General features: G+C 56.4%; 22 protein-coding genes and 3 pseudogenes. 13 read left to right on the plus strand and 12 right to left on the minus strand.

Going from position 1 to position 26591, the window contains the following annotated elements:
* Window positions 1–227: 227 nt before the first annotated feature.
* Together NO900_RS13370 and NO900_RS13375 are read left to right on the plus strand one after the other, a co-directional pair.
* The gene (locus NO900_RS13370; protein WP_379792290.1) at window positions 228–374 is read left to right on the plus strand and encodes a DUF2080 family transposase-associated protein; all 147 of its coding nucleotides are present in this window, start codon (window positions 228–230) and stop codon (window positions 372–374) included.
* A 3-nt stretch (window positions 375–377) separates the two neighbouring features.
* On the plus strand, window positions 378–1610 hold the full coding sequence (locus NO900_RS13375) for an RNA-guided endonuclease InsQ/TnpB family protein (protein WP_256409716.1): 1233 nt from the start codon (window positions 378–380) through the stop codon (window positions 1608–1610).
* Here NO900_RS13375 and NO900_RS13380 read toward each other — a convergent pair.
* The 3 genes and pseudogenes from NO900_RS13380 to NO900_RS13390 form a co-directional block, all read right to left on the minus strand.
* Window positions 1576–2121, minus strand: a complete 546-nt coding sequence (locus NO900_RS13380) for a hypothetical protein (protein WP_256409717.1) — start codon at window positions 2119–2121, stop codon at window positions 1576–1578. The two genes, NO900_RS13375 and NO900_RS13380, sit on opposite strands and share 35 nt — an antisense overlap.
* A gap of 2 nt (window positions 2122–2123) precedes the next feature.
* The gene (locus NO900_RS13385; protein WP_256409718.1) at window positions 2124–2516 is read right to left on the minus strand and encodes a hypothetical protein; all 393 of its coding nucleotides are present in this window, start codon (window positions 2514–2516) and stop codon (window positions 2124–2126) included.
* 205 nt (window positions 2517–2721) lie between these two features.
* Window positions 2722–3522, minus strand: a pseudogene (locus NO900_RS13390) (RNA-guided endonuclease InsQ/TnpB family protein); the annotation flags it as partial.
* 139 nt (window positions 3523–3661) lie between these two features.
* Between NO900_RS13390 and tnpA the strand changes: the two are divergent.
* On the plus strand, window positions 3662–4054 hold the full coding sequence (gene tnpA / locus NO900_RS13395; protein WP_256409719.1) for an IS200/IS605 family transposase: 393 nt from the start codon (window positions 3662–3664) through the stop codon (window positions 4052–4054).
* Between the two features lie 2 nt (window positions 4055–4056).
* On the plus strand, window positions 4057–5316 hold the full coding sequence (locus NO900_RS13400; protein WP_256409720.1) for an RNA-guided endonuclease TnpB family protein: 1260 nt from the start codon (window positions 4057–4059) through the stop codon (window positions 5314–5316).
* Window positions 5317–5410: 94 nt separating this feature from the next.
* Here the strand turns inward: NO900_RS13400 and NO900_RS13405 are convergent, their stop codons facing one another.
* From NO900_RS13405 to NO900_RS13425, 6 genes and pseudogenes are all read right to left on the minus strand, one after another.
* Complete coding sequence (locus tag NO900_RS13405) at window positions 5411–6439, minus strand: Cdc6/Cdc18 family protein (RefSeq protein WP_256409721.1); 1029 nt, start codon at window positions 6437–6439, stop codon at window positions 5411–5413.
* 278 nt (window positions 6440–6717) lie between these two features.
* Entirely contained in the window at window positions 6718–7011 is a 294-nt protein-coding gene (locus NO900_RS13410) for a hypothetical protein (RefSeq protein WP_256409722.1), read from the minus strand.
* A 110-nt stretch (window positions 7012–7121) separates the two neighbouring features.
* Window positions 7122–7240: pseudogene (locus NO900_RS17620) on the minus strand (AAA family ATPase); the annotation flags it as partial.
* An 82-nt stretch (window positions 7241–7322) separates the two neighbouring features.
* A complete protein-coding gene (locus NO900_RS13415) occupies window positions 7323–7823 on the minus strand; it encodes an FKBP-type peptidyl-prolyl cis-trans isomerase (protein WP_256409723.1) in 501 nt (166 codons plus the stop codon).
* 81 nt (window positions 7824–7904) lie between these two features.
* Complete coding sequence (gene msrA, locus NO900_RS13420; protein ID WP_256409724.1) at window positions 7905–8516, minus strand: peptide-methionine (S)-S-oxide reductase MsrA; 612 nt, start codon at window positions 8514–8516, stop codon at window positions 7905–7907.
* A gap of 252 nt (window positions 8517–8768) precedes the next feature.
* Window positions 8769–10673 carry an ABC transporter ATP-binding protein gene (locus tag NO900_RS13425; protein ID WP_256409725.1) on the minus strand — a complete coding sequence of 635 codons (1905 nt, stop codon included), beginning with the start codon at window positions 10671–10673 and terminating at the stop codon, window positions 8769–8771.
* A gap of 658 nt (window positions 10674–11331) precedes the next feature.
* Here NO900_RS13425 and NO900_RS13430 point away from each other — a divergent pair.
* Together NO900_RS13430 and NO900_RS13435 are read left to right on the plus strand one after the other, a co-directional pair.
* Complete coding sequence (locus tag NO900_RS13430; protein ID WP_256409726.1) at window positions 11332–11718, plus strand: DUF8105 family protein; 387 nt, start codon at window positions 11332–11334, stop codon at window positions 11716–11718.
* Window positions 11719–11723: 5 nt separating this feature from the next.
* Window positions 11724–12053, plus strand: coding sequence for a DUF8158 family protein (locus NO900_RS13435; protein ID WP_256409727.1), 330 nt, complete (start codon window positions 11724–11726; stop codon window positions 12051–12053).
* A gap of 359 nt (window positions 12054–12412) precedes the next feature.
* Here NO900_RS13435 and NO900_RS13440 read toward each other — a convergent pair whose 3' ends face one another.
* Window positions 12413–12745, minus strand: a complete 333-nt coding sequence (locus NO900_RS13440; RefSeq protein WP_256409728.1) for a hypothetical protein — start codon at window positions 12743–12745, stop codon at window positions 12413–12415.
* A gap of 673 nt (window positions 12746–13418) precedes the next feature.
* On the opposite strand from NO900_RS13440, the gene NO900_RS13445 reads away from it, so the two are divergent.
* A complete protein-coding gene (locus NO900_RS13445) occupies window positions 13419–14366 on the plus strand; it encodes a transcription initiation factor IIB (protein ID WP_256409729.1) in 948 nt (315 codons plus the stop codon).
* An 854-nt stretch (window positions 14367–15220) separates the two neighbouring features.
* On the opposite strand, the pseudogene NO900_RS13450 reads toward NO900_RS13445, so the two are convergent.
* Window positions 15221–15802: pseudogene (locus NO900_RS13450) on the minus strand (7-cyano-7-deazaguanine synthase); the annotation flags it as partial.
* A gap of 78 nt (window positions 15803–15880) precedes the next feature.
* Here NO900_RS13450 and NO900_RS13455 point away from each other — a divergent pair.
* The 3 genes from NO900_RS13455 (at window position 15881) to NO900_RS13465 (ending at window position 20708) form a co-directional block, all read left to right on the plus strand.
* A complete protein-coding gene (locus NO900_RS13455) occupies window positions 15881–16243 on the plus strand; it encodes a nucleotide pyrophosphohydrolase (protein WP_256409730.1) in 363 nt (120 codons plus the stop codon).
* A gap of 155 nt (window positions 16244–16398) precedes the next feature.
* On the plus strand, window positions 16399–19353 hold the full coding sequence (locus tag NO900_RS13460) for an AAA family ATPase (RefSeq protein ID WP_256409731.1): 2955 nt from the start codon (window positions 16399–16401) through the stop codon (window positions 19351–19353).
* Window positions 19350–20708, plus strand: coding sequence for a hypothetical protein (locus tag NO900_RS13465; protein ID WP_256409732.1), 1359 nt, complete (start codon window positions 19350–19352; stop codon window positions 20706–20708). Before NO900_RS13460 ends, NO900_RS13465 begins: the two co-directional genes overlap by 4 nt.
* Window positions 20709–20825: 117 nt before the next feature.
* Here NO900_RS13465 and NO900_RS13470 read toward each other — a convergent pair whose 3' ends face one another.
* Window positions 20826–22952: a phospholipase D-like domain-containing protein gene (locus NO900_RS13470; RefSeq protein ID WP_256409733.1), complete on the minus strand. Its 2127-nt coding sequence runs from the start codon at window positions 22950–22952 to the stop codon at window positions 20826–20828.
* A gap of 1035 nt (window positions 22953–23987) precedes the next feature.
* On the opposite strand from NO900_RS13470, the gene NO900_RS13475 reads away from it, so the two are divergent.
* The 3 genes from NO900_RS13475 (at window position 23988) to NO900_RS13485 (ending at window position 26494) form a co-directional block, all read left to right on the plus strand.
* Window positions 23988–25214 (plus strand): orc1/cdc6 family replication initiation protein, encoded by a 1227-nt coding sequence (locus NO900_RS13475; RefSeq protein WP_256409734.1) that lies wholly within the window; start codon window positions 23988–23990, stop codon window positions 25212–25214.
* Window positions 25215–25342: 128 nt separating this feature from the next.
* Window positions 25343–25654, plus strand: a complete 312-nt coding sequence (locus tag NO900_RS13480) for a hypothetical protein (protein ID WP_256409735.1) — start codon at window positions 25343–25345, stop codon at window positions 25652–25654.
* Window positions 25655–26023: 369 nt separating this feature from the next.
* Complete coding sequence (locus NO900_RS13485; RefSeq protein ID WP_256409736.1) at window positions 26024–26494, plus strand: DUF7529 family protein; 471 nt, start codon at window positions 26024–26026, stop codon at window positions 26492–26494.
* Window positions 26495–26591: the final 97 nt, after the last annotated feature.

The following is a 26591-nucleotide window of genomic DNA, read 5'->3' on the forward strand; positions in this document are numbered from 1 at the left end:
TACGGAGATACTCTTGGCGTAATTGGGCCACATACTGTGCATCCCAGCCTTTGGTTTTAACCGGAATTAGGCGCTAAGTCCCTTTCCTCAAGGAGCAACGCAGGGAGCGAAGCGACCGAGTAGCGCAGTAGGGAGGGGATACAGCGCCGCACGATTCTCAAACACGTTCACCGCTCGGCCCACGGGCCGCCCCACCTTTATGTTTATCTAAAGTCTATACATCGTTGATGGATAGGTTTGAAATCGAAGGAGAAGAAGTCCTCGACGGAACCGCGAAACCTTCGGGGAACAGTGCCCACGTCATCGTCCCGAAACGCTGGCGCGGGGCCGACGTGAAAGTCGTCCACGTCTCCGAACCCAACCCAGACGAATAGTCCATGCACTACAACTACAAGTATCGACTCACCCCGCCAGAAGCCCTCGAAGAGGAGCTTCTGTACCACGTCGATACTTGTAGGCAACTCTACAACCACGTCCTCCACCTGCTCAACGAGGCAGACAATATTCCCGCCCGCTACGAGGTTCAGGGGCGACTCCCCGACCTCAAATCGTGGTGGAACGACCTCGGAGATGTCCACTCGAAAGTTCTCCAGATGGTTGTCAAGCGCGTCTACGACAACCTCTCTACGCTCAAAGCACAGAAGGAGAATGGACACACCGTGGGAATGCTCAAGTGGAAACCACCTCGGGAGTATCGGTCGCTCACCTACAACCAGTCCGGCTTTGAACTCAAGAATACGAGTGGTCGGCCCACGTTGTGGTTGAGCAAGATCGGCGAGATTCCGATTCGTCTCCACCGAGACATCCCCGAGAACGCGACCATCAAACAGGTCGCGGTCAAACGCGAACCCACGGGCGAGTGGTATGCCACGTTCGGCATCGACGTGGACGAGGATACACCAGAGAAGCCGCAGAATCCCGAGCGGGTCGTCGGCATCGACGTGGGAATCCTCAAGTACGCACACGACACCGACGGGTATGCCATCGAGAGTCCCAATTTCAGCGAGGAGCGTGAGCGACTCGAACGCGCACAACGCGACCTCACGCGGAAGGAACACGGCTCTACAAATTGGGAGAAACAACGGCAGATCGTGGCCGAATGCCACGCAGACCTCAAGCGGAAGCGTCGGGACTTCCTTCACAAGTTGTCGAACTACTACGCCCGCGAGTACGACCTCGTGGCGGTCGAGGACTTGGACGCGAAGGGCTTGATCGAACTGCCGGGCAACTCACGCAACCGGGCAGGAGCGGCGTGGGGGACGTTTCTCCGGATGCTCGAATACAAGTGCGAGCGCAAGGAGACGCACTTTGTTGTAGTTGACCCGAAAAATACGACGAAAGAGTGCGCGTCCTGCGGTGTCAAGACGGAGAAGCCGCTGTGGGTGCGCGAACACTCGTGTCCGTCGTGTGGGTTCGAGGCGGACAGGGACGCGAATGCGGCGTGGAACATCCGTTCTCGCGGTCTCGAAGACATAGGAGTGGGATACTCCGAATCAACGCCTGTGGAGACTGCGCTCCCTACGGACACCAATTTGGTGTCTGCAAAGCGCGTCGTGGAAACAGGAAGCCCCACCCTCAAGGAGCGAACCGCGTCAGCGGTGAGCGAGTAGGGTGGGGTAGTTCACCGTAGTAGCTGAGCGCAGCATTGACGTATTCGACGGGCAGAATTTCATGAGTTACAAGCGTACAGAGGATGTGTGGTGTCGTGAAGAGCGTGTTCCGGTCATCAAGAGCGAGATTGATGAAGAGGTAGTTGGTCGTATTGAATTCGTCCGTGATGAAGAGGTCTGCCTCCAACTCGTTGGCCAGCCAGACACCTTCGGCCTCTCCCTGATCAAGCCCATAGTTGATCGGCTCGTCAGCTCGGTCGTCGACGTCGTGTGTCGTTATATGATGGGCAGCCTGGAGGACGAGATCGGCGGCGGCAGCTAGAAGGTCATCATCCCCCGTGGCACCGGTTATCTCGCCGAGAACACTCGCTGGTATGTGGACGTCGTACCCCGTGAGGAGTGCTTTGAGCGGATCCCCGCCAGAGGGAGCCTTCGGCCGCCCGTCAACGACCGGCGTGGCGAGATTCAACAGGACGTTCGTATCGACGACGGCAACGGCACGCTCCGACATCGTCAGGCACGCGACTCGTCATCAGAATCAGCCGAATTTGACTCCGTCCATTCGGAAATCTCGCCGTCGTAGAAGGCATCGTCACTCGGGAGCCCATCCTTGAGTGTGGGTATGGCGGGCGTCCGGTCGATCGACTCTCGGAGGAGTTTCAATCGCATCGCCTCTTCACGGCCAAGAATTGCTTCGACGGTGTCATAATCGACCTGGCCGTCGTAGTAGGCGTCGCTCAGTCGCCGGCGAAACTCTTCGTCGTTCGCGAGCTCTTCGAGTTCGTCCTCAAGTGCGTCGATGAGGAGACGGGTACGAGAGATATCGAGAATTTCAACAACACTATCGGCGCGCTCGACGAGCGACTTCGGGGCGTTGAAATCGACACGGGCTTTCTCCTCAGCCATCACTTCATGTGTAGAATCTACACATACTTAGTTTCCTCGCTGTTCAAGCGACCGGATCGAGTGTGGCTGATGATCTCTCTAGATATGATATTCTAGAATATGATTATTCAGAATATTTTTGTCTGCCCACTAATTCAGCGCCATGACAGACTTCTTGACTTCCTCCTCGCCCTGAAGGGCGAGGATTCCTCCGGTGGGATGTTGGCTATGCCGTACCCACGGTGGCAACTTTCCCGTCGCCGGTACTCTGGTTTGTGCGCTCCTCGTTGGGACTTTCCCTTTCAGGGGAGTGTGGTATCTCCGACCAGTTTTGGTCGTCCCACTTGAGACGCACGGGCCGAGCCATCGACCCGACTTCGAGTTCGCAAGTCTGCTGTTCGAGGAATGTCCGAGACGCACACAGATCGGCGTGCGCTTCGTGGCCGCATGGACACCGGAACACGTCGCCGTCGCGATCGGTCTCCTCTTGCTCGCCACACATCGGGCACGTTCGGGTTGTGTCGGCTTCTGACTCTACCTCAATACTGATGCCGTATTCCTCGGCCGTGTACGAGAGGCGCTCGATGAACGTCCGGAACGCCCAGAACTGGTGCGTCTTTGCGTTCACTTCAGCACACCAGTGCGTCGAGAGGACATCCGTAAGATCTCCCACGTACACCGTCTCGACACCGTCGGCGTAGAGCCGTTCCATTAGGTCCCGGGCTAGTGCCTCCTGTGCGTGATCGCGCCGTCGTGTCCGTTTCAGATACAACCGCCGAATTCGGTTGCTACTGTATCGTCCCTCACGGAGCTTCGACTGTAATCGGGCAATTTCGTTGGTCGTCTCGCGGAAGCGATCGAACAGGTCCCGACCTTTGTAGAGGTACTGCTGGCCAGTCGTTGTGGTACAGGCGATGAGATTGTTTGCGCCCACGTCCAGTGCGGCTTCTTCCGAAGCCAGTGGTGAATCCTGTTGTGAATCAGGTACGGTAACAGGTTGAAAGGCCCTGAACGTGTCGTCTATCTTTTTTCAAGGCGAGAATCCCGCCGTTCACGGCGGGCGTGAAGCCGACAACTGCCTCACGTTCTACCGTCGGTTGCAGACCGAATACCACATGACTGCGAACCTTTATTGGAATTGGGTGTATAAAAATTGACACGGCCAAATGAGGTACAACCTCGAAAAAGGGTCGCACACGGTCTACGCGCTCCAATATCACTTTGTGACCGTCACAAAGTACCGCGCGGACATCCTCACCGACGAGATAGCCGAACGCATCGGTGAGATTGCCAGCGACATCTCCGAGGACTTTGGCGTGAGTATCCAGAACGTCAACGGCGGTTCCGACCACGTTCATATCCTGTTCACGGCGAAGCCAACGACCGACCTCACCAAGTTCATCAACTCGCTCAAGGGCGTCACGTCCCGCAAAATCCGTGACGAAAACCCCGAGGTTCGGCAGGCGCTCGACAAGGCGTTCTGGCAACCAGGGTACTTCCTCGCCACCACCGGCCAAGTGAGCATCGACGTACTCATGAACTACGTGGAGGAACAGTAGCGATGTCCACGACCGTCACGAAGACGTTGCAGGCGACGTTCGCGCCACCCACCGCGCACAAGCAGTCGAAACTCAACGACCTGCTCGAAACCTACCGTGACGGTCTGCAAGAGGCGTTCGACTCCGGGGCAAGTACCATGTCGGCGGTGAGCGACATCGTGACGCCCTACGACCTGCCGTATCAGGCGAAGGCTGCCCTCTGCAACTACGTCCCGAAACTCCACAAGACGTACAACGCCAAGGAGTTGGACGACAGCCACCCGATACGGCTCACGAATCAGGCTGCAAAGTTCGACCACTCCGACGAACGCGACTACGAGTTCACGTGGTGGGTTCCCCGTCCCGGCCGGGGAACGAACTTCTGGATACCGCTCCGTATCAACCCCGAACAGGAAGACCTCTGGCACGACCTCGTATCGGAGGACGCGAAGGCGGGCGAGATACGGCTTCAACAGCATCGGAAGAACTGGGTACTGCACGTCACCGTCGAGTACCCGGTCGAAGAACCAGCGACGGACGGTGACGCCACACACATCGGCTTAGACATCGGAGAAACCGCCCTCATCACGGGCTGTGCCCTCAAGGATGGTTCTCCGACTGACCCGTTCGTGTGTAGCGGAAGCAGAGCGAAGCATCTCCGTAAAGAGATGTACACCACCCTGAAACGACTCCAAGAGCGTGACGCATCCGAATGGCGTACCGACGAACGGTTCGACCACTACCAGAACGCGCTCACCGACATCGTGGAGAAGGCGTCTCGGGAAGCCGTCGAGTACGCCCAAAAGTTCGAGAACCCGGTGTTGGTGATGGAGGATTTGACGTACATCCGCGAACGACTCGACTGCGGGAAGTACATGAACCGCCGGCTTCACTCGTGGGCGTTTGCCCGACTGCAAGGGCGAATCGAGGACAAGGCGACGGAAGCAGGTATCCCGGTCGAGTACGTGAATCCGGCGTACACCTCGCAGACATGCCACTTGTGCCACCGTATCGGTCGTCGGGACTCTCAAGCCGAGTTCCGGTGTCCGCACGACGACTGCCACGTTTCGACGTTTCAGGCCGACATCAACGCTTCCGCGAATATCGCACGACGGGTTGACCCGTGGGGAGAGAGCGTCCCGCTTGACAAGGCGGAACGCGATGACTCGCCTCGGGATGGGAGCGGTAGTGACACCGCCACGACTCACCGTGAGAAGAGCGTACCAGCGCAGATGACGCTCACGGCGTTCCAAGAGCCGAAACCCTCTACCAGCGACGACTGACTGGTATTCCCCATGCGTGGGAAGCCTCGCCGTTTACGGCGAGGAGGATGTCACTAGGAAACAGTGTGACAACTCTGGTGGTGAACCGGCCAAATTACGAAACCGGCGACGCAGCTGCTGAATCAACGAGTGAGTACTCGCGATCTCGACTCGTGCCTTCTGCTTCGAGGAGGTTGTACTGTGCCATTTTCGAAAGGTAGGTCCGGACGGTGCGCTTCGTCCGCGGATCGTCGACCGCCTCAGTATAGTGGTCGTGGATCTCGCTGGGTCCAAGCGGGCCGTGGTCGCGAACAATATCGTAGACGACCCGCTGGTGTGGCGTGAGCGAGTCGAGACTCTTCTGCTTGATTTGGGCCCGAGCATCTTCAGCAGCGTCTAGAAGGATGTCGTTAGTGACCTCCTCGTGATTTTCGCGGTCAGCCGTGCTGGCTGCGCTGCGAAGCATCCCGATCGCGAGACGGGCATCACCAGCAGCGGCATCCGCGATCTGATACAACTGGTCGTCGGCGATGACACCGTTCTCAAGCCCCCACTTTGCTCGCGCACTCAGAATGTCGTAGAGTTGCTCGTTGTGGTACTTGTCCATCCGCACGTGCTCGCTGGAGCGCAGCCGACTCACGAGGCGATCGTCGACGCGGCTAAACAGCTCTTCTTCTTTGTTCGCGATACAGATCACCGCGAACTGCTCCATACTGTGGAGGTCGTAGATGACGCTTGGATCTTCGAGCTGGTCGACCTCGTCGAGGATGACGACGGTTCGCGGGCCGTCGTACTGTTGGAGCCGGTCGATAAGCTCGTCGTGGGGTGTCGACTGGCGATGGATGTCTATCGTTGCCCCGATGTCGTCGAGGATCTGGTACAGCGTTCGGAAGCGGCTGTAGTTTCGCCAGCAATTCACGTAGGTGGCCTCGACGTCGAGCACTTCCTCGCGGAGCCGCTCGGTAACGAACTTCGAGACACAGGTTTTACCGACACCGCTCGGGCCGGTGACGATAGCTGTGTCGGCTGGCTCGCCGTTCGTGATCGGTTCGAGAACGCTTGAGAGGTGGTTGACTTCGGCGTCGCGATGCTCGACTTCTCGAGGGACGAACCCGGCGCGGAGGACGCGAGCATCGCGGATCATTTGGGTCTGCCAGAGTAATTTCCGGTCTGGTTATAAAAACTTCACCGGGTCAGTTCCGGAAAGCTCCTCGTCGCCGTTGCATTGGTTCGTCTATCGTGTCGCTGTCCCCTGATTCTGATTGTGGAAACGCCCTGTTTCCGGAAACGTTCAGAAATCTAATCGACGGTGCGGAGCTCGCTCTCTACTGACCACAGGAGCTCGAGCTGGATGGACTTCATGGAGAGCACTCGCTGATGTACGCATCGCGATCGCTAGGTCGTAGATACAGACAGACAACTCTAGCTCTGATTGCCCCCGTCAAATACGGCGGCAAAGTCTTCGAGAAGCTCCTGTGGTGACCTCCCATCATCACGAGCCGGAAGTGGTGCCTCCCAGCATTTGATCTGGAGGGTGTGCGCATTCGATACCGGCTCCGACTCAGTTACCACATTGAAAATACCGGTGTGATAGATAGCAAGTAGTCGATGGTCATGAACACCGACATAATCGATACCAGCCTGATCCAGGACTGCCGGTATGTCAGTGGACTCAGATAGCGAGACAGAGGCGCTTGGAGACGCCGAGTCGCTCATACCTTGGCTTGGTCCATCGCGCGGATAAAGACCCGTCTCGGGAAAGGTCATACTCTCGATGATTAACCAACAGAAAGCAACAGCAGCAGGACTTTGTTGGTTAAGTTATCCGCGCCGCCAGGCCCGGTGACGATGGCGATGTTGGCGGGTTCACCGTTTGTGATAGACTTGAGGACGCTGGAGGACGGTTGATTTCAGCATCGCGGTGCTTGAGGCACCTGTCGAACACCCCTTGTTGCCGCTGTACATCGGCGTGAACTGGCTTTCTTGTGCGAGCGCTGATGCCGATTGTCGGAAAGTGTGTTCGACTGTTACTCGGTATGCTCTAGCTCGGCGTCTTCACCGTCGACATCAATGATTTCGATATCGAACGTCAGCGTCTCCCCGGCGAGCGGCGGGTTGAAATCTGCTCGGATGACAACCTCGTCGACGTGGATGACTTCGCCTTGGCTGCCGTCTTGGGCCTCAAGGTAGGCTCCCTCCTCAGGAAGCTGTCCACCGAGCATCTCTCGGAGCTCTTCTGTTTTAAACTCCTCAATATTCTCCTCGCTGGGCTGCCCATACGCCTTCTCAGGCGGAATGGTCAGTGTCTCTGTCTCACCGGTTTCCAACCCGACTAGCCCCTCCTCCATCCCCTCGATCACTTGTCCCCCGCCAACTTCGACCGTCAACGGCGTATACTCGCGGTCGGGCTGGGCCTCGGCAAGCCCCGCTTCTTCGGCAGTTGACTCCTTGGAGGTGTCGAACACGGTCCCATCGTCTAGTTTGCCAGTGTACTCAATCGTCACCGAATCGCCAGTAGTTATCGACATACCTACACAAGAAGTGCCAGACGGAAAGGCTGTGGCATCTGGAGATCTCAGCGATTCCACGTAAATCGATCCTCAGCGGGTTCACCCAGACGCCAGAGACTCTCTGACTACAGCTACATCGTGTCCAGCAGCGTATCCGTTCAGCTTGGCCGCGATCGGCGACTCACGTACCGCTTGGTCGTCGTATCCTGCTTCATTGAACGTGGCCATGAGCGATGAGACGGACCGGAGTTTGTACTTTTGATGATAGTCTTCAGCAAGGTAAAATTGCGAGAGCTGTTCGATGCGTGTGCTGATACCATCGGCTGTAAAGCCCTGTGCCGAAAGGAACTCGTTGAGAGTCGATTGCTGGGCCGCTGTCGCAGTCAGGATGACGTTTTGGTACTGCGTTTTGCTGGTCTGGTGGTGTGGGTTGTGCGACTCGAAGGCTAGGTTCAACAGCTTCCGGTAGGTGATGGTGTCGGGATCGAACTCGACCTGGAATACCTCGGTATGGTTTCCTAACGAGTGATACGTCGGGTCGCGTGTTGTGCCGCCGGCGTAGCCCACGCGGGTGCGGACCACGCCGTCAATTGCGCCGAACTGCGCATCTGGGCCCCAAAAGCAGCCAAGTCCAAAGGTTGCTGTCTCAGTCTCGTCGCTATCTCTCGCACGGCGGTCGTACTCCTTGATTTGGGTTTCTGTGAGGTCCATGGGGGTCACTCGTCTGTAGAGTCGTTTCAGAGCGGGTCGTGGATCGGGCCGCATCCACTCTCGATCAGGGGTTCTGGACGTATATGTTGAATGTTATCGTATCTTGTAGGTAGCGGTTAGATACGCTGATTCCATGCGAAGGCGAACGCTTCTACCCAATTTCCGGCGGAACTTGGATTGACACGACTCGTCCACCACCCGTCGAATCCGTCATCAAGCATGTTGGGGAATACAACAGGATCTAGCCGAGCGTCAGTCGTCGGCAGCAGCAGCCTCTGCCTGCCCCTGCCAGAGGTTCGCATACGTTCCCTCGCCCGCAACCAGTTCTTCGTGACCTCCCTGTTCGACGATCTCGCCCTGATCCATTACAACAATCTCGTCTGCGTTCTGAATCGTCGACAGTCGGTGGGCAATGATGAACGCGGTCCGCTCCTCGACCAAGCGCTCAAGACTTTCTTGAATCAGTTCCTCAGTCTCCGTATCGACATCTGATGTGGCCTCATCAAAAACGATGATCTCGGGGTCATTGAGTAATGCCCGGGCGATGGCGAGACGTTGACGCTGGCCGCCCGAGAGTTTGATACCTCGCTCGCCGACTTGCGTGTCGTATCCATTCGGAAGATCTTCGATGAACTCGTCAGCCGCGGCGGCCTCAGCCGCCCGCTCAACCCGATCGCGGGCGCTTGTGTCAGGCCCGTCTGCCCACTCGGCCTCGAGTGTCTCGCGGTCGCCGTACGCGATATTCTCCGCGACAGTCCCCGAGAACAGATACGGATTCTGCTCGACAATGGCGATGGCGTCCCGTAACGACTGCAGATCATACTCCCGGACATCAGTGCCGTCAACCCGGACGGCCCCGTCATCGACATCGTGGAACCGGGGAATGAGCTTCAGGAGTGTTGACTTCCCGGCCCCGGTCGCCCCGGCAAGCCCGATCGTTGTCCCTGCCGGCACATCAAGCGAGACATCATGTAGGACCGGCTCGCGGTCCCCGTAGGCGAACGTAACATCTTCGAACGTGACGTCCCCGTCAATCGACTCAGGGGTGTGCGGCGAGTCGGGGCTCGTAATCGTCGGTTCGCGGTCGAGCAACCCGAACACGCGCTCAGCACTCGATTTCGCAAGCTGGTACTTATTTGCTGACTTCCCGACTCGGCGCATCGGTGAGTACAGCCGCCGTAACAGGAGGAAAAAGAGCGCGAACCCACCAAGGGTCAGCACCCCTGCCTCGCCGGGCACGCCGGTGATGATATCAGTGCCACCGATGTAGAGAACAAGGACAAACACGACGCCGGTTAACAGCCGCAGGGTCGCAAAGAATCCACGTCGGATTCGCAGCGCCGCGACCTTTTCGTCGTGGTACGCCTCGCTCTGCGCAGCGACCCGGCTCTCCTCAAACCTGTACCGGTCGAACGCTTTAATCACCGCAGCGCCACCAAGGTTGTTCTCAAGCCGCGTGTTCAGTCGAGCGACGGTCTCGCGAATTGACTTATATCGAGGCTCAATCCAGGTGAGAAACTGGCTACTAGCCAGTCCAATGACCGGGACCGGTGCGAGCGCGATGAGTGCCAGCTTCGGTGAGTATGTCCACAGGATGATGGCAATCCCGCCGACCGTTGCGACCACGCGGATGAGTTGCCGGAACTCCGTGTTCAGGAACTGCTCAAGCCGATTAATATCGCTGTTGAGGATCGACATCATCCCGCCGGTCTGATGATCGGCGAAGAAATCCATCGAGAGCCGCTGGAGATGGTCGTACGTGTCGTTTCGCAGGTCCCGCTGAACCTTCTGGGCGGTCGCTTGCAGCAGATACCGAGAGATAAACCGAGCGACCGACCGGACCAGATACGCGAGCACCGCGATGAGCACGAGCTGTTCGAGCACCACGAGGCGAGCCGCTTCGCCGGTGATCTCACCCGGCGGCAGCAAGCCCACATCGGTCAACAGTCCCGCGTCGGCCGAGCCGCGGATCGCTCGATCGATGGCGGCCGCGACGACAATTGGTGGGACCAGTCGGGCAAATCGCGTGAGAAACGCCGCAAGCACGCCGAGCGTGAGGGTCGGCCAGTAGCGCTTGGCGTAGCCGAGCAAACTCACCATCGGATGGCCGTCAACGTTCTCTCGGACGTGTTCAAACCCGCCGTGGTCGTCTGTCACTGGATTCGATAGCGTACTCGCGCACAAGTATTCGATGACATCGCTCTGTGGAAGCACTCACCTACACACGGTCGCGTCGGCAACTGTGAACGGGCCGTTTCCTCAGTATATTGAGAGGATGGACTGTAGTGCTGTCTTTCCTGTACCGAACCCCCTCGGGCAATTTTGAGTGGGGTCAATCTCTCAAATTCGCGGGAATAGGTGTTTCTTTTGATGTGATCCGGGAGCGCGTGGCCATCCAGCGAGTCATTCTTGACACAGGGCTATTCGTGGCTCTCTTCAGTACTCCTCGAATTTGCCTCGCTTACCCCCCGGTCGAGCAATTCTAGTGAACTAGTGGTGGAGTAGTAGCTCGTCGGGGTATTTTCTACTGCCTCAAATCGGCCCGACGAGGATCTTCTGCAATTTGAGTCCGTTATTTCGCCTTGCATATCGCAGATTTCGTCCAAAGAAAGAGGCGATATACAATGTGCGAAGGCCGCCGGCTCTCTCCGGCCGAGGGGCCATCTCTGGGATCCTGACTTTCAGAATGTATCAGTTTGAGAGTACAATCTCGTCTCCTGAGCCACCGGGGTGATCGTCGTCCCACCGACCAGCCTGGGGTATCCGGTTTGCCTCGTTGAGAGTCCTGTCTGTGAGTCCGTCCCATGGGCCCCCGATGTTGATGACGGCGGCGCGCATCCTGTCGGATATGGACTGTCCCGCGTGTGGTGGGTCGGTCACGCTCGAGGTCGGGCCGGATCGACCGCCGTCGACGTCACTGTCCGACGCGGTTCTCGATGCGGCTGAAGACGAGCGGCTCAATGTCGGCCGGACGTGCTGGGACTGTGGGTGGCAAGAGGAGCGCCGGCTCCACGTGGAGGCAATCGAGACAACCGCCGGTGATGCAAACCCGATCGAGCGAGCCCGCCTTCTGGAAGAGATTACCGATGAACTCGCGGCCATCGAGGCGCTCGGGACGCTGGAGGACACGCTCGCGGAGGTTCGTCGACAGCGACGGCTGGAGCCAGCGGCAGAAGAGACGAGCGAGGACGTGACGGAGTAAGTATGATGACCGACGCTGAGCCCCTCTATGACGTTCGTGAGCGCACCGGGAACCCCGAACATCCATCAGTTGATGACGTCGTCGAACTCGTCCTCGAGCGAGCAGAGCATCCACGAGCGGATCATCAAGACGCCCACCTAGACGAAGTGATGGCGACTGTCGTCGACAGATATGGCTCGGAGACTATTCGGACCGTTATCCATCGGATTCTCGTTGAGGAGTATCCGTTTCGAACTGCGACGGTAGACCTCGACGTCGACACCATCGACGGCGTCCGAATCGGGACGGCGGCCGGCCAATTCCTTGTAGAGCTGAACGCGCGACAGGACGATTGAAATTGATTCCTGCCGCAGCGTCCGGGGGATGCTTCTGACAGTGCCGACGGTAGCGGTGGTTGTTAGCAAATCCTGTAGTGATTCCTATAGCCACGAATACGGCCATTCACCGCGATGTCCCCTGTCTTCGTCCTACAGCAGGTATGGGACATAGGGGCCGAAGGCAATGAGCAGCCCACTCAGTACGTGGGGCCACTCGTTCGACAGTTTCCAATTCTCGATCAGCAGATGCAGGTACCACATACCGACCACGAGCAGGAGGCCGGTCGTCTGGACGACGACGAACGGAAAAGGTTCGACCAGCTGGGGGATGACGACATCAATTAGGAGGCCAGCGCCGACACCGACGCCGAGAATGATCAGGAGTGCCCGTTCCTTGCTTTGGAGTGTCTGCCGGCTTCGAAACGAGATGTCGCTCGTACTGTAGCGAAGTGCGTAATCATCCCGGCGGCAACCCCCTTCAGTGCCATCACCAGCAACTGTCGGAGCTGCGTGAATCCGTCAAGCGACGCCAGAAGTTGATTCAAGGCCCGGACATCGACGAGCGCAATGAGGACGACGACGGAGCCAATCCCGAGCGGCCAGACGTGTTCGGGGTCGATGTACTCACTGTCGGCAGCCCACGACATAATCGCATCATACAGGCCAGACATTCGGGTGCCGATAGCCAGCCCGCAATTGTAAAGCATCATCGTCGAAAGCCCTCGGCCGCTCGACGTCCCGCGACCGCCGCTGCGCGCCTCGTGCCTGCGGTGCTTGCGGGGTCGGGGGACAATCGAGACGGCCTCGCCCTTTCTGAGTCCGCCAGGTAGTGGCCTGGTTCCTCATCGACGATATCGGCTGCCCGGTGTGTCTCCAACGGCTCGCGCCGCTCGCCGCTGCCGCCCTCCGCGTCGCTCGCGACCGACCATTCCGGGCGGTCTGCCTGCAGTAGCGGGCGGACTGCCGGGCTAAAGTGAATGTGCCCTCGGCGCCAGCGGGAAAGCACGGGGGGTTGCGCGGCGTGGCTGCTCACCCCCCACGCTTTCTCCGCTGGTCGCTCGCTCCGGGCGGGTCGGCGCGCGGCGCTGGTTGTGTCCCTCCGTGCGGGCGCGCTCTCGCTCGCGCCCAGGAGGGCGCTCGCGAAGGCGCGAGCGAGAGCGCGCAGACGGCTCTGTCGGTCGTGACGTCGAGGAAACCGCGGTTTGGGGCCGCGGTGTCGGGCGCTGTGGTGAGCGCCTTCGGGAAACTGCAATGACGAGTAACAACGCGAGCGAAAAGACGGTTTCGGACGGACAGAGTACGACCACCGAAGAACGCGGTCACGAGCCGACGGTCGAACACGAACCGTCGAGGCAGTCGGCCTGTCCGGAGTGTGAGGGCCAGGTGATCACCGAAGACGAGCAGTCGTTCTGCACGGACTGTGGGCTGATCGTCGCCGACGAGTGGGTCGACCTGAGCCCGACGCTGAACGACCTGGGCCTGGTCGGGGACGCTGACCAGAGCATCGAGACGGTGGACCCGCTGCGGACGGACAAGGGCCTGCACACGAAGATCGGGCGGAACACCGACGGTCGGGGTAATCCCCTGAGCAACGAGCAGTGGGAGAAGGTCCAGCGCCTCCGGAAGTGGCACAAGCGGATGCAGTTCGGCGAGAAGCGCAAGCGGACGAAGCGGCTCAACGAGGGCCTGCGGGACGTCGAGATGATCGGCGGCAACCTGGCCCTGCCGGACCACGTCATCAAGCAGGCAGCGCAACACCTCCGGAGCGCTTCGGAAGCGCGGCTGCCGGGCGGGCGGATGGCCTGGGAGGCACTCGCCGGCGGCGCCGTCCTCCTGGCCGCGCGAGCCTCATCGGTCAACCGGGACGAGATCGACGCCGCGGTCGCGACGCACACCAAAGCACCCCACGAGCGGGTGTGCGCTGCGGCGCGGAAGATCCGGTGTGAATGTGGGTTCGACGCGCCGCTCATCAGGCCCAACGCCGTGATGGCGGTCGTCGACGCGCTTGCTGACGACGCCATCCCTGGGGCGCGAGCGGTGCGGACGTGGCGGCTGGCCCAACACCTGATGAAACTCGGCGATCAGGTGCCGGTTGGGCCGAGGACGCCACGGTGCACCGTCGCGGCGTCGGCGCTGTACGCGGCGGATCGCCTGCTTTCGCACAAGCACCTCACCCAAGAGCAGGTCGCCGCGGCGGCGAGCACGATTGTGCCGACATCCCGGAATCGAATCGCGCGGTACAGTCGGGAGCTCGTCGACGCCTACGAAGCCAAACACGGCACCGACGACCCGGGTGTCGGCCTCGAGGCGGAACGGGACACCCTGCGCTGAGCGGGACACTCCCCCGTTTTTTGTGGCGACCTCCGCCCGTGGACGCCCCGCCACCCCACCCACCGCTCCGTGCTCGCTCCCTGCGGTCGCTGCGCGCGCAGCCACAACCTTGCTCACACCTGTATGAAGTCTCATCAACAGAGATGGAGACGGTGTGTGGTTTGTCGCGTCCAAGAGGGGCGGAGTGAGAGACGAATGAACGCTGTCCCATCGTACACGGTTGATAAAGAGACCGCAGCGACGCTTCGAGAATGGTTGTTCGAGCACGCTGTCGAGAAACACGGTGAGTCCGAGATCTCCGAGCCACTCGCCGAACTAGCAGCTGCCATCGACGGCGTGCTCTACGAGGGGGCAGCGGCCGTCGAACTCGGTGCGTGGGCACGGACCATCCCGACAGCTGACCAAGATGCGTCACTCGACGGCCGTACCCCAGTCGATGATCACCGAACCGATGCTGCACGCACACCGGCTGAGCCCACCGACCTCGATACGGACGTCAGTGGCCCAGATCGCATCCACGACACGTCTCCCGACTCGGCCTGGCAGCTCGATCACGATCCGTCCACGACGAACCGGGAACACTCCCCGACAGCAGCGTCTCATGGCACGACGACAGCGGCAGCGAACCCACACACACGACGGCAACAGCACCGTCCGTCAGTCCGGTATTGCACCGCGTACAAGTGCTCCGTGTGCAGCAGCGTTCGCGAGTTAGAAACCACGCTTCGAGTCTGTGCGTTCGTCGATGAGTGTCCCAGCTGCGGAGCGGTCGCTCGCTTTGCTGTAAACGGGATTCCCATGCCGCTCAGAAAGGATTCACAGTAGATAGCGAACCAAGCGTGCTGATTAATAAACTACGAGAACTCCGGCCGTTCCGCGTACGCAATCGGATCGTGTGACCCGGCGTTCCGGAACGCCTCAAGACGGAACGCACACGCATCACATGTCCCACACGCCGGCTCCTCGTCACGGTAACACGACCACGTCATGTCGTAGGGCACACCGAGCTCCAACCCCTGCTCGGCGATCTCCGTTTTCGACCACTCGACGAACGGTGCTTACAACTCGATCTGTGTCTCCGGTTTCGTCCCGACATCGATCACGTTCTGAAAAGCGTCGAAAAAAGCGGGCCGACAGTCAGGATACCCCGAGAAATCCTCCGAGTGCGCGCCGATAAACAGCGCCTCTAAGTCGGTCGCCTCCGCGTCCGACGACGCTATCGACGACAGATTCGCGTTCCGGCAGGCGACGTACGACGTCGGGATCTTGTCACTCCCCAAGTCCGCGTCAGCCACGTCCATCTCCTCGTCGGTCAAACTCGATACCCCCATTTGGGAGAGATGCCTTGTTTCGATATGGAGGAAGTCAGCCGCATCAACCTCCACAGCAAGTGCCTTCACGCACTCGTGCCTTTTGTCGCCAGACCGTGCGCGGTAGTCGAATCATCTCACCAGCGACTCTGATATGGAGGCAGTGCCCAGATTTGATACTCCTCCATAGGGGACTAGTGGTAGATGACTAGCTTCGACGAGTTCACTGAGCGATACAAATCATTTGTCGCGGACCGCGATTGGGACCAGTTCCACACACCAAAGAACCTCGCTGAAGCGATCAGCGTTGAAGCGAACGAACTGTTAGAACTCTTCCTTTGGCATGACAACCATCCATCTGAAACAGTGCAAGCCGACTCCGAACTCCACGGCCGAGTCAAAGAGGAACTCGCCGACGTGGTGATTTATTCGATTGCGCTTGCAACACAGCTCGACATTGATCTTGCTGACGCAGTGGATGAGAAAATGACCGCTAATGAAACCCGGTTTGATGAGGACACGGCTGCAGACATGACTGCGGAACTCGAATCCTGGCAGCGGGACTAACCCACAGACACAGCCGAAATACTCTCTTCGTTTCCCTGAGAGCACTACCACGTTCTAAACTGTTAGTTTGTGACCTCAGACGGTAGTTACTGGCTCCGAAATTTTGTTTAGCAGAATCATGTGTTATATGACATAGGCGTCGTAACCCATTTCTCATGAGTAATGGGTCTCCCGCCGACGGCAATCGTGAGCAGGCCGAACGCCGGGCGTGGGTTGTTGGGTTCAATAATGAAACGTGGTGTAACCTGTTTTTACGCGAAGGGAGCGTTAGCATGGGATGGTCGGACGTCACAACTGACATTTCTGCATTAACATCTCATGAGGCGATTATTGATGCGACGACGGCCCGCGACTCGGTGCACCCGCGAAACCCCGCAGTACAACTCCGAAAATTCGCACATGAAGCCCAGGTCGGCGATATCATCGTGCTCAAAAACGGGCTTCGCTACCGTTCCGATGACAAATGGCAGGGGAAGGCAACGATACGGGCAATCGGTGTCATCGACAGCGATTACACGTATCAAGACCCGAGTGACCGGTACGGCGAGCTCCCACCGACCGCACGAAATTCAGTCAACACTCACCACCGGGATGTTAATTGGATCCTCAACTTCGACGAACTGATCGGTGGAGCATTCACACCTGAAGTCCCAATCAATCGCTGGACCTTCGAAGAATTTGACGATTACCTGGAGCTAAAATCCCAGCTGCAATCATCCCGTGGGCTCACGGATCATTTCTCGGAACTCGAAGCGTACGCAGACCAAGCGAAAACACAACACCGCGACGACCAACCGACGGTCTGGATCGAGAAAAGCTACCACAACCGTGACGATCGCGACGTCGACGGATGGGGGCTCGGGGACGCATTATGGTGTCCACAAACCAGGACCGACGGCGGGAGCTCCGTGTACTACGACAACGCGACCGACGTGGAACCAGGCGACGTCATCTTACACCTTGACCAGCATCAACGCGCATTCACCGCCGCCTCACTCGCCGCAGCTACGTATGAGGAAACGACATGTCTCGAAGACACCGAATGGGATGACAAAGGCGTATCAGAAATGGGGTACAGTTCCGGCGAACGTCCCGCGTACCGGGTCCCACTCACCGAGTATGAGGAATTTGCGACCCCGCTTGACGTCGATGAGGTACTCACAGAAGCCAACGGAGACGTCCTCCATGACCTCCGTGACGACCACACCGTTGTCTACAGTAAGAACCTGAACCTCAATCAAGGCGCGTACCTTACCGAAGCTCCGCCCGCGTTCGTCGAACTCATCAGCGCTGCCGCACGCACCGCCATCGGCGACACACTTCCCCACCTCGACCGAGTGGGTTCCACTGAACGGATAGAAACTCTTCGGACAGACTCGACCGACACAGAGCCAGACGAGTCCGAACAGTTCGACCATCCGACCGACCCGTTAGTGCAGTACGTCCAAGCTGAGGAACCGACGATCTATGGATTGACCGCACCTGCAGACTACTGGGTGACGGCACTCAAGTACCGGGCCTTAGGTTTCGAAGACACACAGCACTCCCAGTGGGCGAATATGGACCCTGGCGATGTACTCATTTTCCACGCTGGCGGCGAACCAATGCATCCCGAGCTTTCACGGCCCGATGGCTTCGTCTTCGGCGTTGCGATCGTGGGCAGCCACTTCGAAACAGACGAGCAGTGGTGGTACGACGATATATACAACACCCGAACGTACCCGTACCGTGTTGCATTTGACCGACTTTTCCTCACCCCTGGGGCTGCTGTTGCGACAGATCTTCCAGACGCAACTGACTCTGTCCATGAGCTAACTGACGCCATCTCCCAACTACAACGAGAGAGTATTCCCATCGGCACCGTCAACGAACGCTGTGATGACGCGACAGGTAATCACTTCCCAAGCCGACAGTTCATCAGCATACTCGACGATGATGCCGAGTACGGGCGTGGTGAGGCAGTCATTGACCTCCTCGTAGCCACGACAGCTGAGTCGTCACCAATTGCAACGACAATTGAATTCTCAGGGACCATCGACCCGGATGCGTTCTCTGGTATCGTGTTTCCTGACGCGTACGATGTACCGTCTGCCAACGAACTTGCCGACCAGATTACGGCTGCTGTTCGCGCCGGCGACCACATCATTTTCACCGGCCCACCTGGCACCGGAAAAACCGAGATTGCCCAGCAAGTCACCGCCCACCTCACCCGCCACTACCCGCATCTATACAGCGGGTACCAGGTTACGACCGCCACTGCCGACTGGTCCACGTTCGACACCGTTGGCGGGTATATGCCGACCGAATCCACTGACGAGGAAAGAAGCGGTGACCTCGCGTTCACATCTGGGATCGTTCTCAACCGCCTCAAAAACACAAAAACGGGTGTTCAGGCCAACGAACCGATTATTATTGACGAGCTCAATCGGGCCGACATTGACAAAGGATTTGGCCAACTTTTCACCCTGCTCTCAGGACAACCAGTCCAACTTCCATACACGAAACACAACAACGAAATCGAGCTGCTCACCACCGATCATCTCGACGGCACCCCCGCGGATTACCAGTATCTCGTCCCTGACTCGTGGCACATCTTCGCGACCATGAATTCCTACGACAAAACGTCGCTGTACGAGATGAGCTACGCGTTCATGCGCCGCTTCGCGTTCATTCGGATCCCAGCGCCAACTCTCCCCGCAGGAACCGACGATGACGCACTCGACGCCCTTGATGACGGGATGCGGCAGTACATCGCTGCCTGGGATAATCTTGACCCGACACCCGAGGAACGACGCGCAGTCGGGCTCGTCTGGAAACATACCAACCAAGCCGTCGAGGATCGTGCAATTGGCCCCGCAATCGTCAAAGACATGCTCGGATACATTACCAACCACCACGACACTGGCAACGGCACCCTGCCAAACCGAGTTACCAATGCCGTTATCAGCTACATTTTCCCACAACTCGAAGGCGTCCCGAAACGAGATCAGATCGTGCGACACATTACTGACATCAACAGTCACGAGGAAACTGCCGATATGATTGACCGTGAACTGTTGGAAACAGCCGCACGTGATATGCTGCAAGTTACACTCGACAGTGATTCATGAACCGCGAGGCCCTCATCGACGGACTTACCCAAGATATTCTTGCATACGTTATGAACGGCGGGTTCCCCGAACGCGAACTCGCCAACTCACTCACATTTGACGGCCTTGACGAGCGATTCGAAGACTACGAGCTCCTCCTTGATTTGCATTTTATCCTCAAGCCCGACGTCGTCGAATTCGTTGAGGAGCTTTCACAGCGCTTGCGCAATGTCCGTACCGAGACCAAAACCGTGGCTCGGACGCAGCGTGGAGGGATTGACGGACACATTAACTGGGGTTCAACCGTCAAAGCCCGGTACTCAACGAATCCAAATGACCACTCACTCTTCGTCACCGAAAACCGTTCCGAGGACTACGACATTCCCGAGAATATCGTTCTCAAACGGCTCCTCTCAATCATTTACACAACGTTGCGTGACGCTGACGAATACCTGAAGGGCAACTACGATTGGGTCTCCGCTCGGTGGCAGGCGAACACCGACCTCATCGATGATGTGCAACGCACCGTGGAACGGAACGTCCACGTTCGGCGGATCCGTGACCCGAAAACGTACGAGCCGACCGAGCGAATGCTCACAACTGCGGAAAACTCTCGACAAGAAATCTACCGTGATGCTGCCGATCTTCTGCGGGATCGCCAGCGGCTCTTCGACGGGGATCCCGATGCGCTGCAGAGTCTCCTCAATCAAACTGCGATCACCCCAGACGATCAGGCGCGGCTCTTCGAGCTGTACGTCCTCTTCCGTTTCATTGGTACCCTCGAAGACCTCCAAGACACACCGCCCGTCTTTCAAACAATCAAGAGTGGACGACAAGAGATTGCTCGCATCGATGGCAGCAAAGAGATTGTGTTGTATCACGATACTTCCGCTAGTGATCGCGGTCTCTCTTTCCGTACAGATACCATGCCAGAGGACCGTGAACTCACTCGTGCCGAGCGCGTTCAACAAACTGCACGCGACGTTGCCAGTGCGTACTTCCAGAAGAATTTCCAAAATCACACGGGCCGTCCTGATGTCATTGTCCTCGAAGTCCAATCTGAGGACCCGCTCACGTATGAGTATCTCATCGCCGAAGTGAAGCATAGTACTCGCGAGGAAACCATCCGAACCGGGATCAAGGAGACGCTCGAATACCTTGCATTCCTTCGCATCAACGAAGACTACGTCTTTGGACGGGACACGAGTGATGAGGAGATTTTCGGGAGCGGGTGGAACGGTCTTCTTGTTGTACAGGATCTCGATCAAGAGACGCCGTCTGTGGATGCACAGGAAGACGAGCCGATAACCATTCTCCAGGCGGGGGAACTCGACGAGGCGTTGCCTGATATTCTGGAGAACGTATTGGATCAATAGCTCGTGTTTTATTACGTGTTTTTTACGTAATCAATACACGACGACATCTGTGAGCTTCTACAGTAGTCTATTGAGTCACTGCGGGTTTGGGGTTAGCTAATCGATGGATAAGACGAATTACCCCAGCAAGCGGTCGAGGAACCCTGGTGATGATTCGGTATCTTTGTTCTCACTCAGTTCAGCGAGGTCAATCCACTCTTCGAAGCCGTCTGGGTTCTTGATAATGATGCTCCGACCGCTCTTTTCTGGGCGCATTTTCGTCGGGAGGGTTTTCCGATAGCTGTAGAGTTCGTGTGGCTCAAGATCGAATTCGGCGATGAGTCGGTTTTCCCGCCGATCGAACGTTACGTCACCGCGTTCGTAGGCTTGCTTCCACTTGCGCTTGCCAATGTTGTACTTCCGGTTGGCCGGCTCTTTCGGGAAGAATCGCGGAACATTACGGTCAGCACGGTCGTAAAATTCGAGAAACACCTGGCGAACGTCATCGACAGTTCCGCCGGCGTCGAGATATCGCTCGTCGGTTAGGATGCGCCATGACACATACGAGAAGATCGGATTGCGGGCATCGAGGATTGTGTTGAGGTCTTCTTGCGCCTTGTAGAAGCCCTCATCCTCGGGATTCGATGGAAACGCGACATCGAAGTGAAGCATCTTCGCTCGGTTCCGGAACCAGTCATTCGGCCGAGAGTCGTTGCTCGTGAAGATGAGCGTCGGATACGCGACCTCATTTGATGGGTGCCACGAGTCTTGCCAGAAATTCCGCAGCGTATCGACACGCTCGATTTTTTGCTTGGAAATGTCGGAGACAACGTACGGGAACACCGTATCGATGTTCCGCAGCGATCGAATCTGGTTCTTACCGACATCGTCTGCGTCTGCGCCACCGCGAACGAGGTCATCAGAGATGAGCCGTAACACGAACTCCGTGAACTTATCTTTCCCTGCGTCAGACTCGCCAAAAATGTAGAGATATTGGAGCGCATTGTCGAGGGTAACGCTTCCGTAGAACTGCTCTGCGTACAGATTCACGAACGGCGCCCAGAGCCCGTAGAGAACGCCTTCATAGAGATGCGCCTTCACAGCTTCTGGGTTGTTCGTTTCACCCCAGCGGTCGATTGTCTTGATGTAGTTCTCGATATTCTCAAGGGCTGCGTCGAGGAGGTCTGGATTGGGATCGTGGTCTGCGGTCAAGATACGGTGATGTTCACCGTGTTGGAGATGGACGCGGTGATTCTCCTCGTCGATCCACATTTTCGGCACGTCATACCGCGTTTGAAGATAGTTAGTGTAGCCCTCAACGGGTGTTGTGATTGCGTCAGCGCCGACATCTGCGCCGCGGCGCTTAAGATCGGTTTCCATCTGGTCAAGATAGCCGTCGGTTTCGTACCCTTGCGTCGAGAGAGTGATTGAGTACTCTGGGGTTTTTGCTGCAGTAATGCCCTCAACTGGTTTTTCATCTGGTTGCTCGCCGTTAGTGTCTGTGTCGTCAGTTTCGATCTGCTCGGGATCGATGCTAACGACTTCATCTGCCTCTTCGGGGTCTTCGCTCACGCCCATAACCTGATCTACCTCGTCGCCTAACGCTTCGAGTTCTTGGCCAACATTGGAGTGGATCTCGCCTTGTTCTGAGAGCTGTGTGTTGCGATTGTCTATCCACAACTCAATACGGCGCTCAACCTCTTCTTCATCATCGAGTTCTTCCAGCTCCGCCGCGAGATCCTCCATGAAGATGGTATCAGCATACTCCTTGCGGTGGTGATCGATCCATTGTGTAAACTGTTGATCGAGTTGGCTCCCGACCTCTGTGTTGAACACGACAACGCTGTTGGTTTGGTTTTTCCAGCTGTTGTAGGATAGATTTGCGCTTCCAGCGATGAGCATCACTGTATCGTCGGCCTCAACGATTCGATACAGTTTGGAGTGGACGACTTTTCGATTTTTGAGTCTGACAGTCAGCCTGTCTTCCTCGTAGTATCGCTCAAGTCGGCGGGCTACCGTGGCATCATCAACGGCGGACTGGTACTCATCTTTATCGCCGACGAGGACGTCCATCGTCTCCAGACTGGAGCCCTCTTGATCAAACAATTCGAGGAGTAGTTCGGGTGACTCACAGTACGTGACTGCGTCGATATGGACCGCGTCATCGAAGAAATTTGTAAATGACTTCCAGCTCTTGACGGTTTGCCACTCCATCTGTGCGGAGTTACCGAACCCGCCGAGGTTGATCGTCGTGTCCCAGTCCATTTGTTGGTGGATTGGGAGGACTGGTAATAAGAATTGGCGAGGTGATTGGTCGGCTGTGAGGTGATAGCTGGGATTGACGCGCGATACCGTCACAGTTAACCAACAGATGGCGGTTCGATTGCCACTAGTTGGTTAAGATTGAAATCACTGGAAGGTGAGCCTAACAGGGACAGGGTTCAACACGGTCAGAGATATGTATAAAAAAGAATTCATGAAGAGAATGTATAATGTGAAAACAAACGGCGTTTCTACTGTGAGCGGACAACGAGAGATTATTTCGGTAGCTCTCACACCCCATATTCGATATGAAATCGGAGACTGGCGTAGCAGTTAGGTGACTTTCACACACCGTTTTCAATATGAATTTGGTTCTTCCACAGCGAAGATTGCTCTAAACCCAATTTCACCGTCTAATATGGCAGTATTAGTATTTTGTTCAAGCATTTCATCTCGAAGCACCTGCTGCTACTCCTCACGATGAGATCTCGTGGACGGGCTCGCACGCAGTGTTTTGGTATTTCATTTCGATGACGGGGTGTGTTGATAGGGCCAATTTCCGTGCTAGATGGTTTCATATCGACTGAGGGGAGCCCACTTCCAAGAAGATCGACTGCGGCCAGGGCTCGGAGGTGGGATTTCATTTCGAAGAAGGGGTGTCTGTCTTGGTATCTAAGATTTCATATCGATAGAGGGGTCTTCACTTCGAAGTCGGTGTATGATCACGGAATTGGGTGGGAAGACAGAGACACACCACTCTTGCAAGTGAAGACGAGAAACTGAGGTAGAGGGTGGAAGTAGAACAAGGCAGTCAAAGGGTCACGAATACTGATCTCAATACATAGAATCACTCTAAGTACAAACTACTACAAATCAATATGAGCAATACGTGTCAACGTTTTAGTTGAAACTGTGGACTGTTCCTTTGTTCAGTACTACTCGATTAGTATTTCACTTGTAACAGTGGTGTGTGTCTGTACCTTCACTTGAAACAGATGTGGGGGTGGTTTTATATGGCAAACACGAGAAAGTAGCGACATGCGTCGATTCGAGCGGAAGCAGAACATCTTCCGCAACAAGGACGCTCTTGGAGAATCCTACCGACCCGATCAAATCGAAGAGCGAGACGAAGAGATCGAGGAGTACATGGATGCACTCCAGCCTGTTGTGGACGGTTGGGAACCAAACAACATCTTTCTATACGGTAATACCGGTGTCGGGAAGACTGCCGTCACCGACTATCTTCTCGACAGGCTCAAAGACGATGTTGCCGACTACGACGACGTCGATCTGGCAATTATCTCGGTGAATTGTAAGACGCTGAACTCCTCGTATCAAGTCGCCGTAGAACTCGTGAATAAACTTCGTCCTGCTGGTGGTGAAATCAGCTCGACCGGGTATCCCCAGCAAACCGTCTTCAAAAAACTGTACGGGGAACTTGAAGCGATTGGCGGAACGATCTTAATTGTCTTGGATGAAGTCGACTCAATCGGTGATCGGGACGAATTATTATATGAACTCCCACGAGCTCGTGCTAACAATAACCTCGACTCGACCAAGGTCGGTGTCATCGGGATCAGTAATGATTTCAAATTTCGCGATCAGCTCGATCCTCGCGTTCAAGACACCCTTTGTGAACGAGAATTACAGTTTCCGCCATATGATGCGCCCGAACTTGAGAACATTCTCGAGTCCCGTGCTGAAGTTGCGATCGCCGAGAATGCCGTCGAGCAGGGCGTGCTGAAGTTCTGTGCGGCTCTCGCAGCTCGCGACAGTGGAAGCGCCCGACAGGCACTTGACCTCCTTCGCTTAGCCGGTGAGATCGCTGAGAATCGTGAGGTAGATCTTATTGAGCGAGACCACGTTGAGGCAGCACGCTCCCGTCTCGAACAGGAACGTGTGGAGGAGGGAATGCGCGAATTAACAACACACGGCCGTCTTGCGCTGTTAGCAGTCGTCTCGAAAGCTGCTAAGGAAGAGACGCCATCCCGAACCCGGGAGATTTACGAGGAATACACCGCACTCTGTGATTCCTCTGGAACCGACTCGCTCGCTCAACGATCCGTGCACAATCATCTGTCCGATCTTCGGATGCTTGGGATTCTGTCGGCCTATGAGAACCGCTCTGGGTCCCGTGGGAACTACTACAGCTACGAACTGGATGTTCCGTTCACGAGTGCGATTGAGGCAATGTCCGACGTTCTGCGATTAAACAGTGAGATAGAGACGATTCGGGATATCGCATCAATGAACAACGTCGTCTAGACACACCACTCTTTCAAGTGAAGCCACCAATGTCGAGTAATTTAGCCTCTTCACTTGTAACCGCGGTGTGGCCAGTTCTACTTGTAATCTCTTGTGGTCGTGGTTCGGTTCACTTGAAATAGTGGTGTGTGAGATGGGCAGAGATCTCAGCGTCGATCGGTATCTGCGTACAGATTGAAGTCCCCAATATTGATATCGACTTCCTAAACATCGGTGAGGCAGGTCATGTACTCCCACAGGTTTTCCTCGTTTTAGTGACCGTGTTCTCTCCAGAGACGCTCCGCGAGGTCGGGATAGTGTCGGAGTTGGAGGACTTGGTTTTTCGCGACGAACGCGCTATCGTGGTAGATGAGTACGATATCGTTGCGCTTGACGTTCCACCACGCCCCGGCTACGGAGTCCCTCAGATGTGGATGAGATCGTTGTCAGATGTCGTCTGAAATAGTTCGAGGCCCTAGTTATTGAGGTTGGACTCAATATCCTCAATTGGATAACCATCTCGGATGAACTGTTTGTAGTCCTCGAAGGCGTCGTCGCGACCAGCGGGGAGGATCACGATTCTGGTCATGCTTGAGTGGAAATCACTAGTGGGAAGCAAATAATTGGCTACAAGTTTATTTACTCTGTTGAAATCCTAAGGAACTGATAGGATTGGTGTGCAAGATACAGAGGATCTATTCAGCACGAGAACTGCGTTATTTCACCCAAATATATCCTGAATCGGCCGATAAAATGTGGGTGCATACAGAATAATCAGCAAGGTCTATTCGGATATCAAAGCTTTTTTTCATCGCCAACAGGGGGTCGGTATGAGTCGCGAAAAGATCAACCGCTCGAACAAGGCGCTGATTCACTGGGAAGACTTGCTTGACGACGTCAAGACAATTGCGTCGGAGTACGAGTCAGATGGCTGGGAAACGCTTGTACTCCACCCTGGTGATGTCTCGACGGTAGCTGAGGGCAACACTGGATTCCGGCTTGTAGTTCCAAAATCCGAGTTGGAAATGCTAGGGGAGGCTGTCGAAGGAGATGAGGAGAGCTTCAACGAATTTGAACTCCACCGTGCGCCCGCAGAAGACCTGTTCTTGTTCGTTGTTGTCGTGAAGTCGAGCGACCACAACCGGGCTATCTTTTTTCCGGCATATTACGATCCAGAAACCGACGAGGAGTTCGTTACGGCGGTCCGCGAACAGGGATCAGTTTTCTCAGAAATAACTAATCTGGATCAATCGCAGCGGTATTCGTTTTGCCATGATGACCCGTCCCTATTTCTCCCGTAGTTATTCATAATCCCGATTATGCTGGCCAGATTATATACTATGTAGCTAGGCCAGCCAGACGGCCTAATGTTAAATTCAAATGTTTTTATAGTTAATT

This window comes from Halorubrum rutilum, from assembly GCF_024494565.1.

Excerpts from the sequence above, each read along its gene's own strand:
- NO900_RS13370 (WP_379792290.1), top strand. The coding sequence starts at position 228 with ATGGATAGGTTTGAAATCGAAGGAGAAGAAGTCCTCGACGGAACCGCG.
- NO900_RS13375 (WP_256409716.1), top strand. The coding sequence starts at position 378 with ATGCACTACAACTACAAGTATCGACTCACCCCGCCAGAAGCCCTCGAA.
- NO900_RS13380 (WP_256409717.1), bottom strand. The coding sequence starts at position 2,121 with ATGTCGGAGCGTGCCGTTGCCGTCGTCGATACGAACGTCCTGTTGAAT.
- NO900_RS13385 (WP_256409718.1), bottom strand. The coding sequence starts at position 2,516 with ATGGCTGAGGAGAAAGCCCGTGTCGATTTCAACGCCCCGAAGTCGCTC.
- tnpA (WP_256409719.1), top strand. The coding sequence starts at position 3,662 with ATGAGGTACAACCTCGAAAAAGGGTCGCACACGGTCTACGCGCTCCAA.
- NO900_RS13400 (WP_256409720.1), top strand. The coding sequence starts at position 4,057 with ATGTCCACGACCGTCACGAAGACGTTGCAGGCGACGTTCGCGCCACCC.
- NO900_RS13405 (WP_256409721.1), bottom strand. The coding sequence starts at position 6,439 with ATGATCCGCGATGCTCGCGTCCTCCGCGCCGGGTTCGTCCCTCGAGAA.
- NO900_RS13410 (WP_256409722.1), bottom strand. The coding sequence starts at position 7,011 with ATGAGCGACTCGGCGTCTCCAAGCGCCTCTGTCTCGCTATCTGAGTCC.
- NO900_RS13415 (WP_256409723.1), bottom strand. The coding sequence starts at position 7,823 with ATGTCGATAACTACTGGCGATTCGGTGACGATTGAGTACACTGGCAAA.
- msrA (WP_256409724.1), bottom strand. The coding sequence starts at position 8,516 with ATGGACCTCACAGAAACCCAAATCAAGGAGTACGACCGCCGTGCGAGA.
- NO900_RS13430 (WP_256409726.1), top strand. The coding sequence starts at position 11,332 with ATGTTGATGACGGCGGCGCGCATCCTGTCGGATATGGACTGTCCCGCG.
- NO900_RS13435 (WP_256409727.1), top strand. The coding sequence starts at position 11,724 with ATGACCGACGCTGAGCCCCTCTATGACGTTCGTGAGCGCACCGGGAAC.
- NO900_RS13440 (WP_256409728.1), bottom strand. The coding sequence starts at position 12,745 with ATGATGCTTTACAATTGCGGGCTGGCTATCGGCACCCGAATGTCTGGC.
- NO900_RS13455 (WP_256409730.1), top strand. The coding sequence starts at position 15,881 with ATGACTAGCTTCGACGAGTTCACTGAGCGATACAAATCATTTGTCGCG.
- NO900_RS13460 (WP_256409731.1), top strand. The coding sequence starts at position 16,399 with ATGAGTAATGGGTCTCCCGCCGACGGCAATCGTGAGCAGGCCGAACGC.
- NO900_RS13465 (WP_256409732.1), top strand. The coding sequence starts at position 19,350 with ATGAACCGCGAGGCCCTCATCGACGGACTTACCCAAGATATTCTTGCA.
- NO900_RS13470 (WP_256409733.1), bottom strand. The coding sequence starts at position 22,952 with ATGGACTGGGACACGACGATCAACCTCGGCGGGTTCGGTAACTCCGCA.
- NO900_RS13475 (WP_256409734.1), top strand. The coding sequence starts at position 23,988 with ATGCGTCGATTCGAGCGGAAGCAGAACATCTTCCGCAACAAGGACGCT.
- NO900_RS13485 (WP_256409736.1), top strand. The coding sequence starts at position 26,024 with ATGAGTCGCGAAAAGATCAACCGCTCGAACAAGGCGCTGATTCACTGG.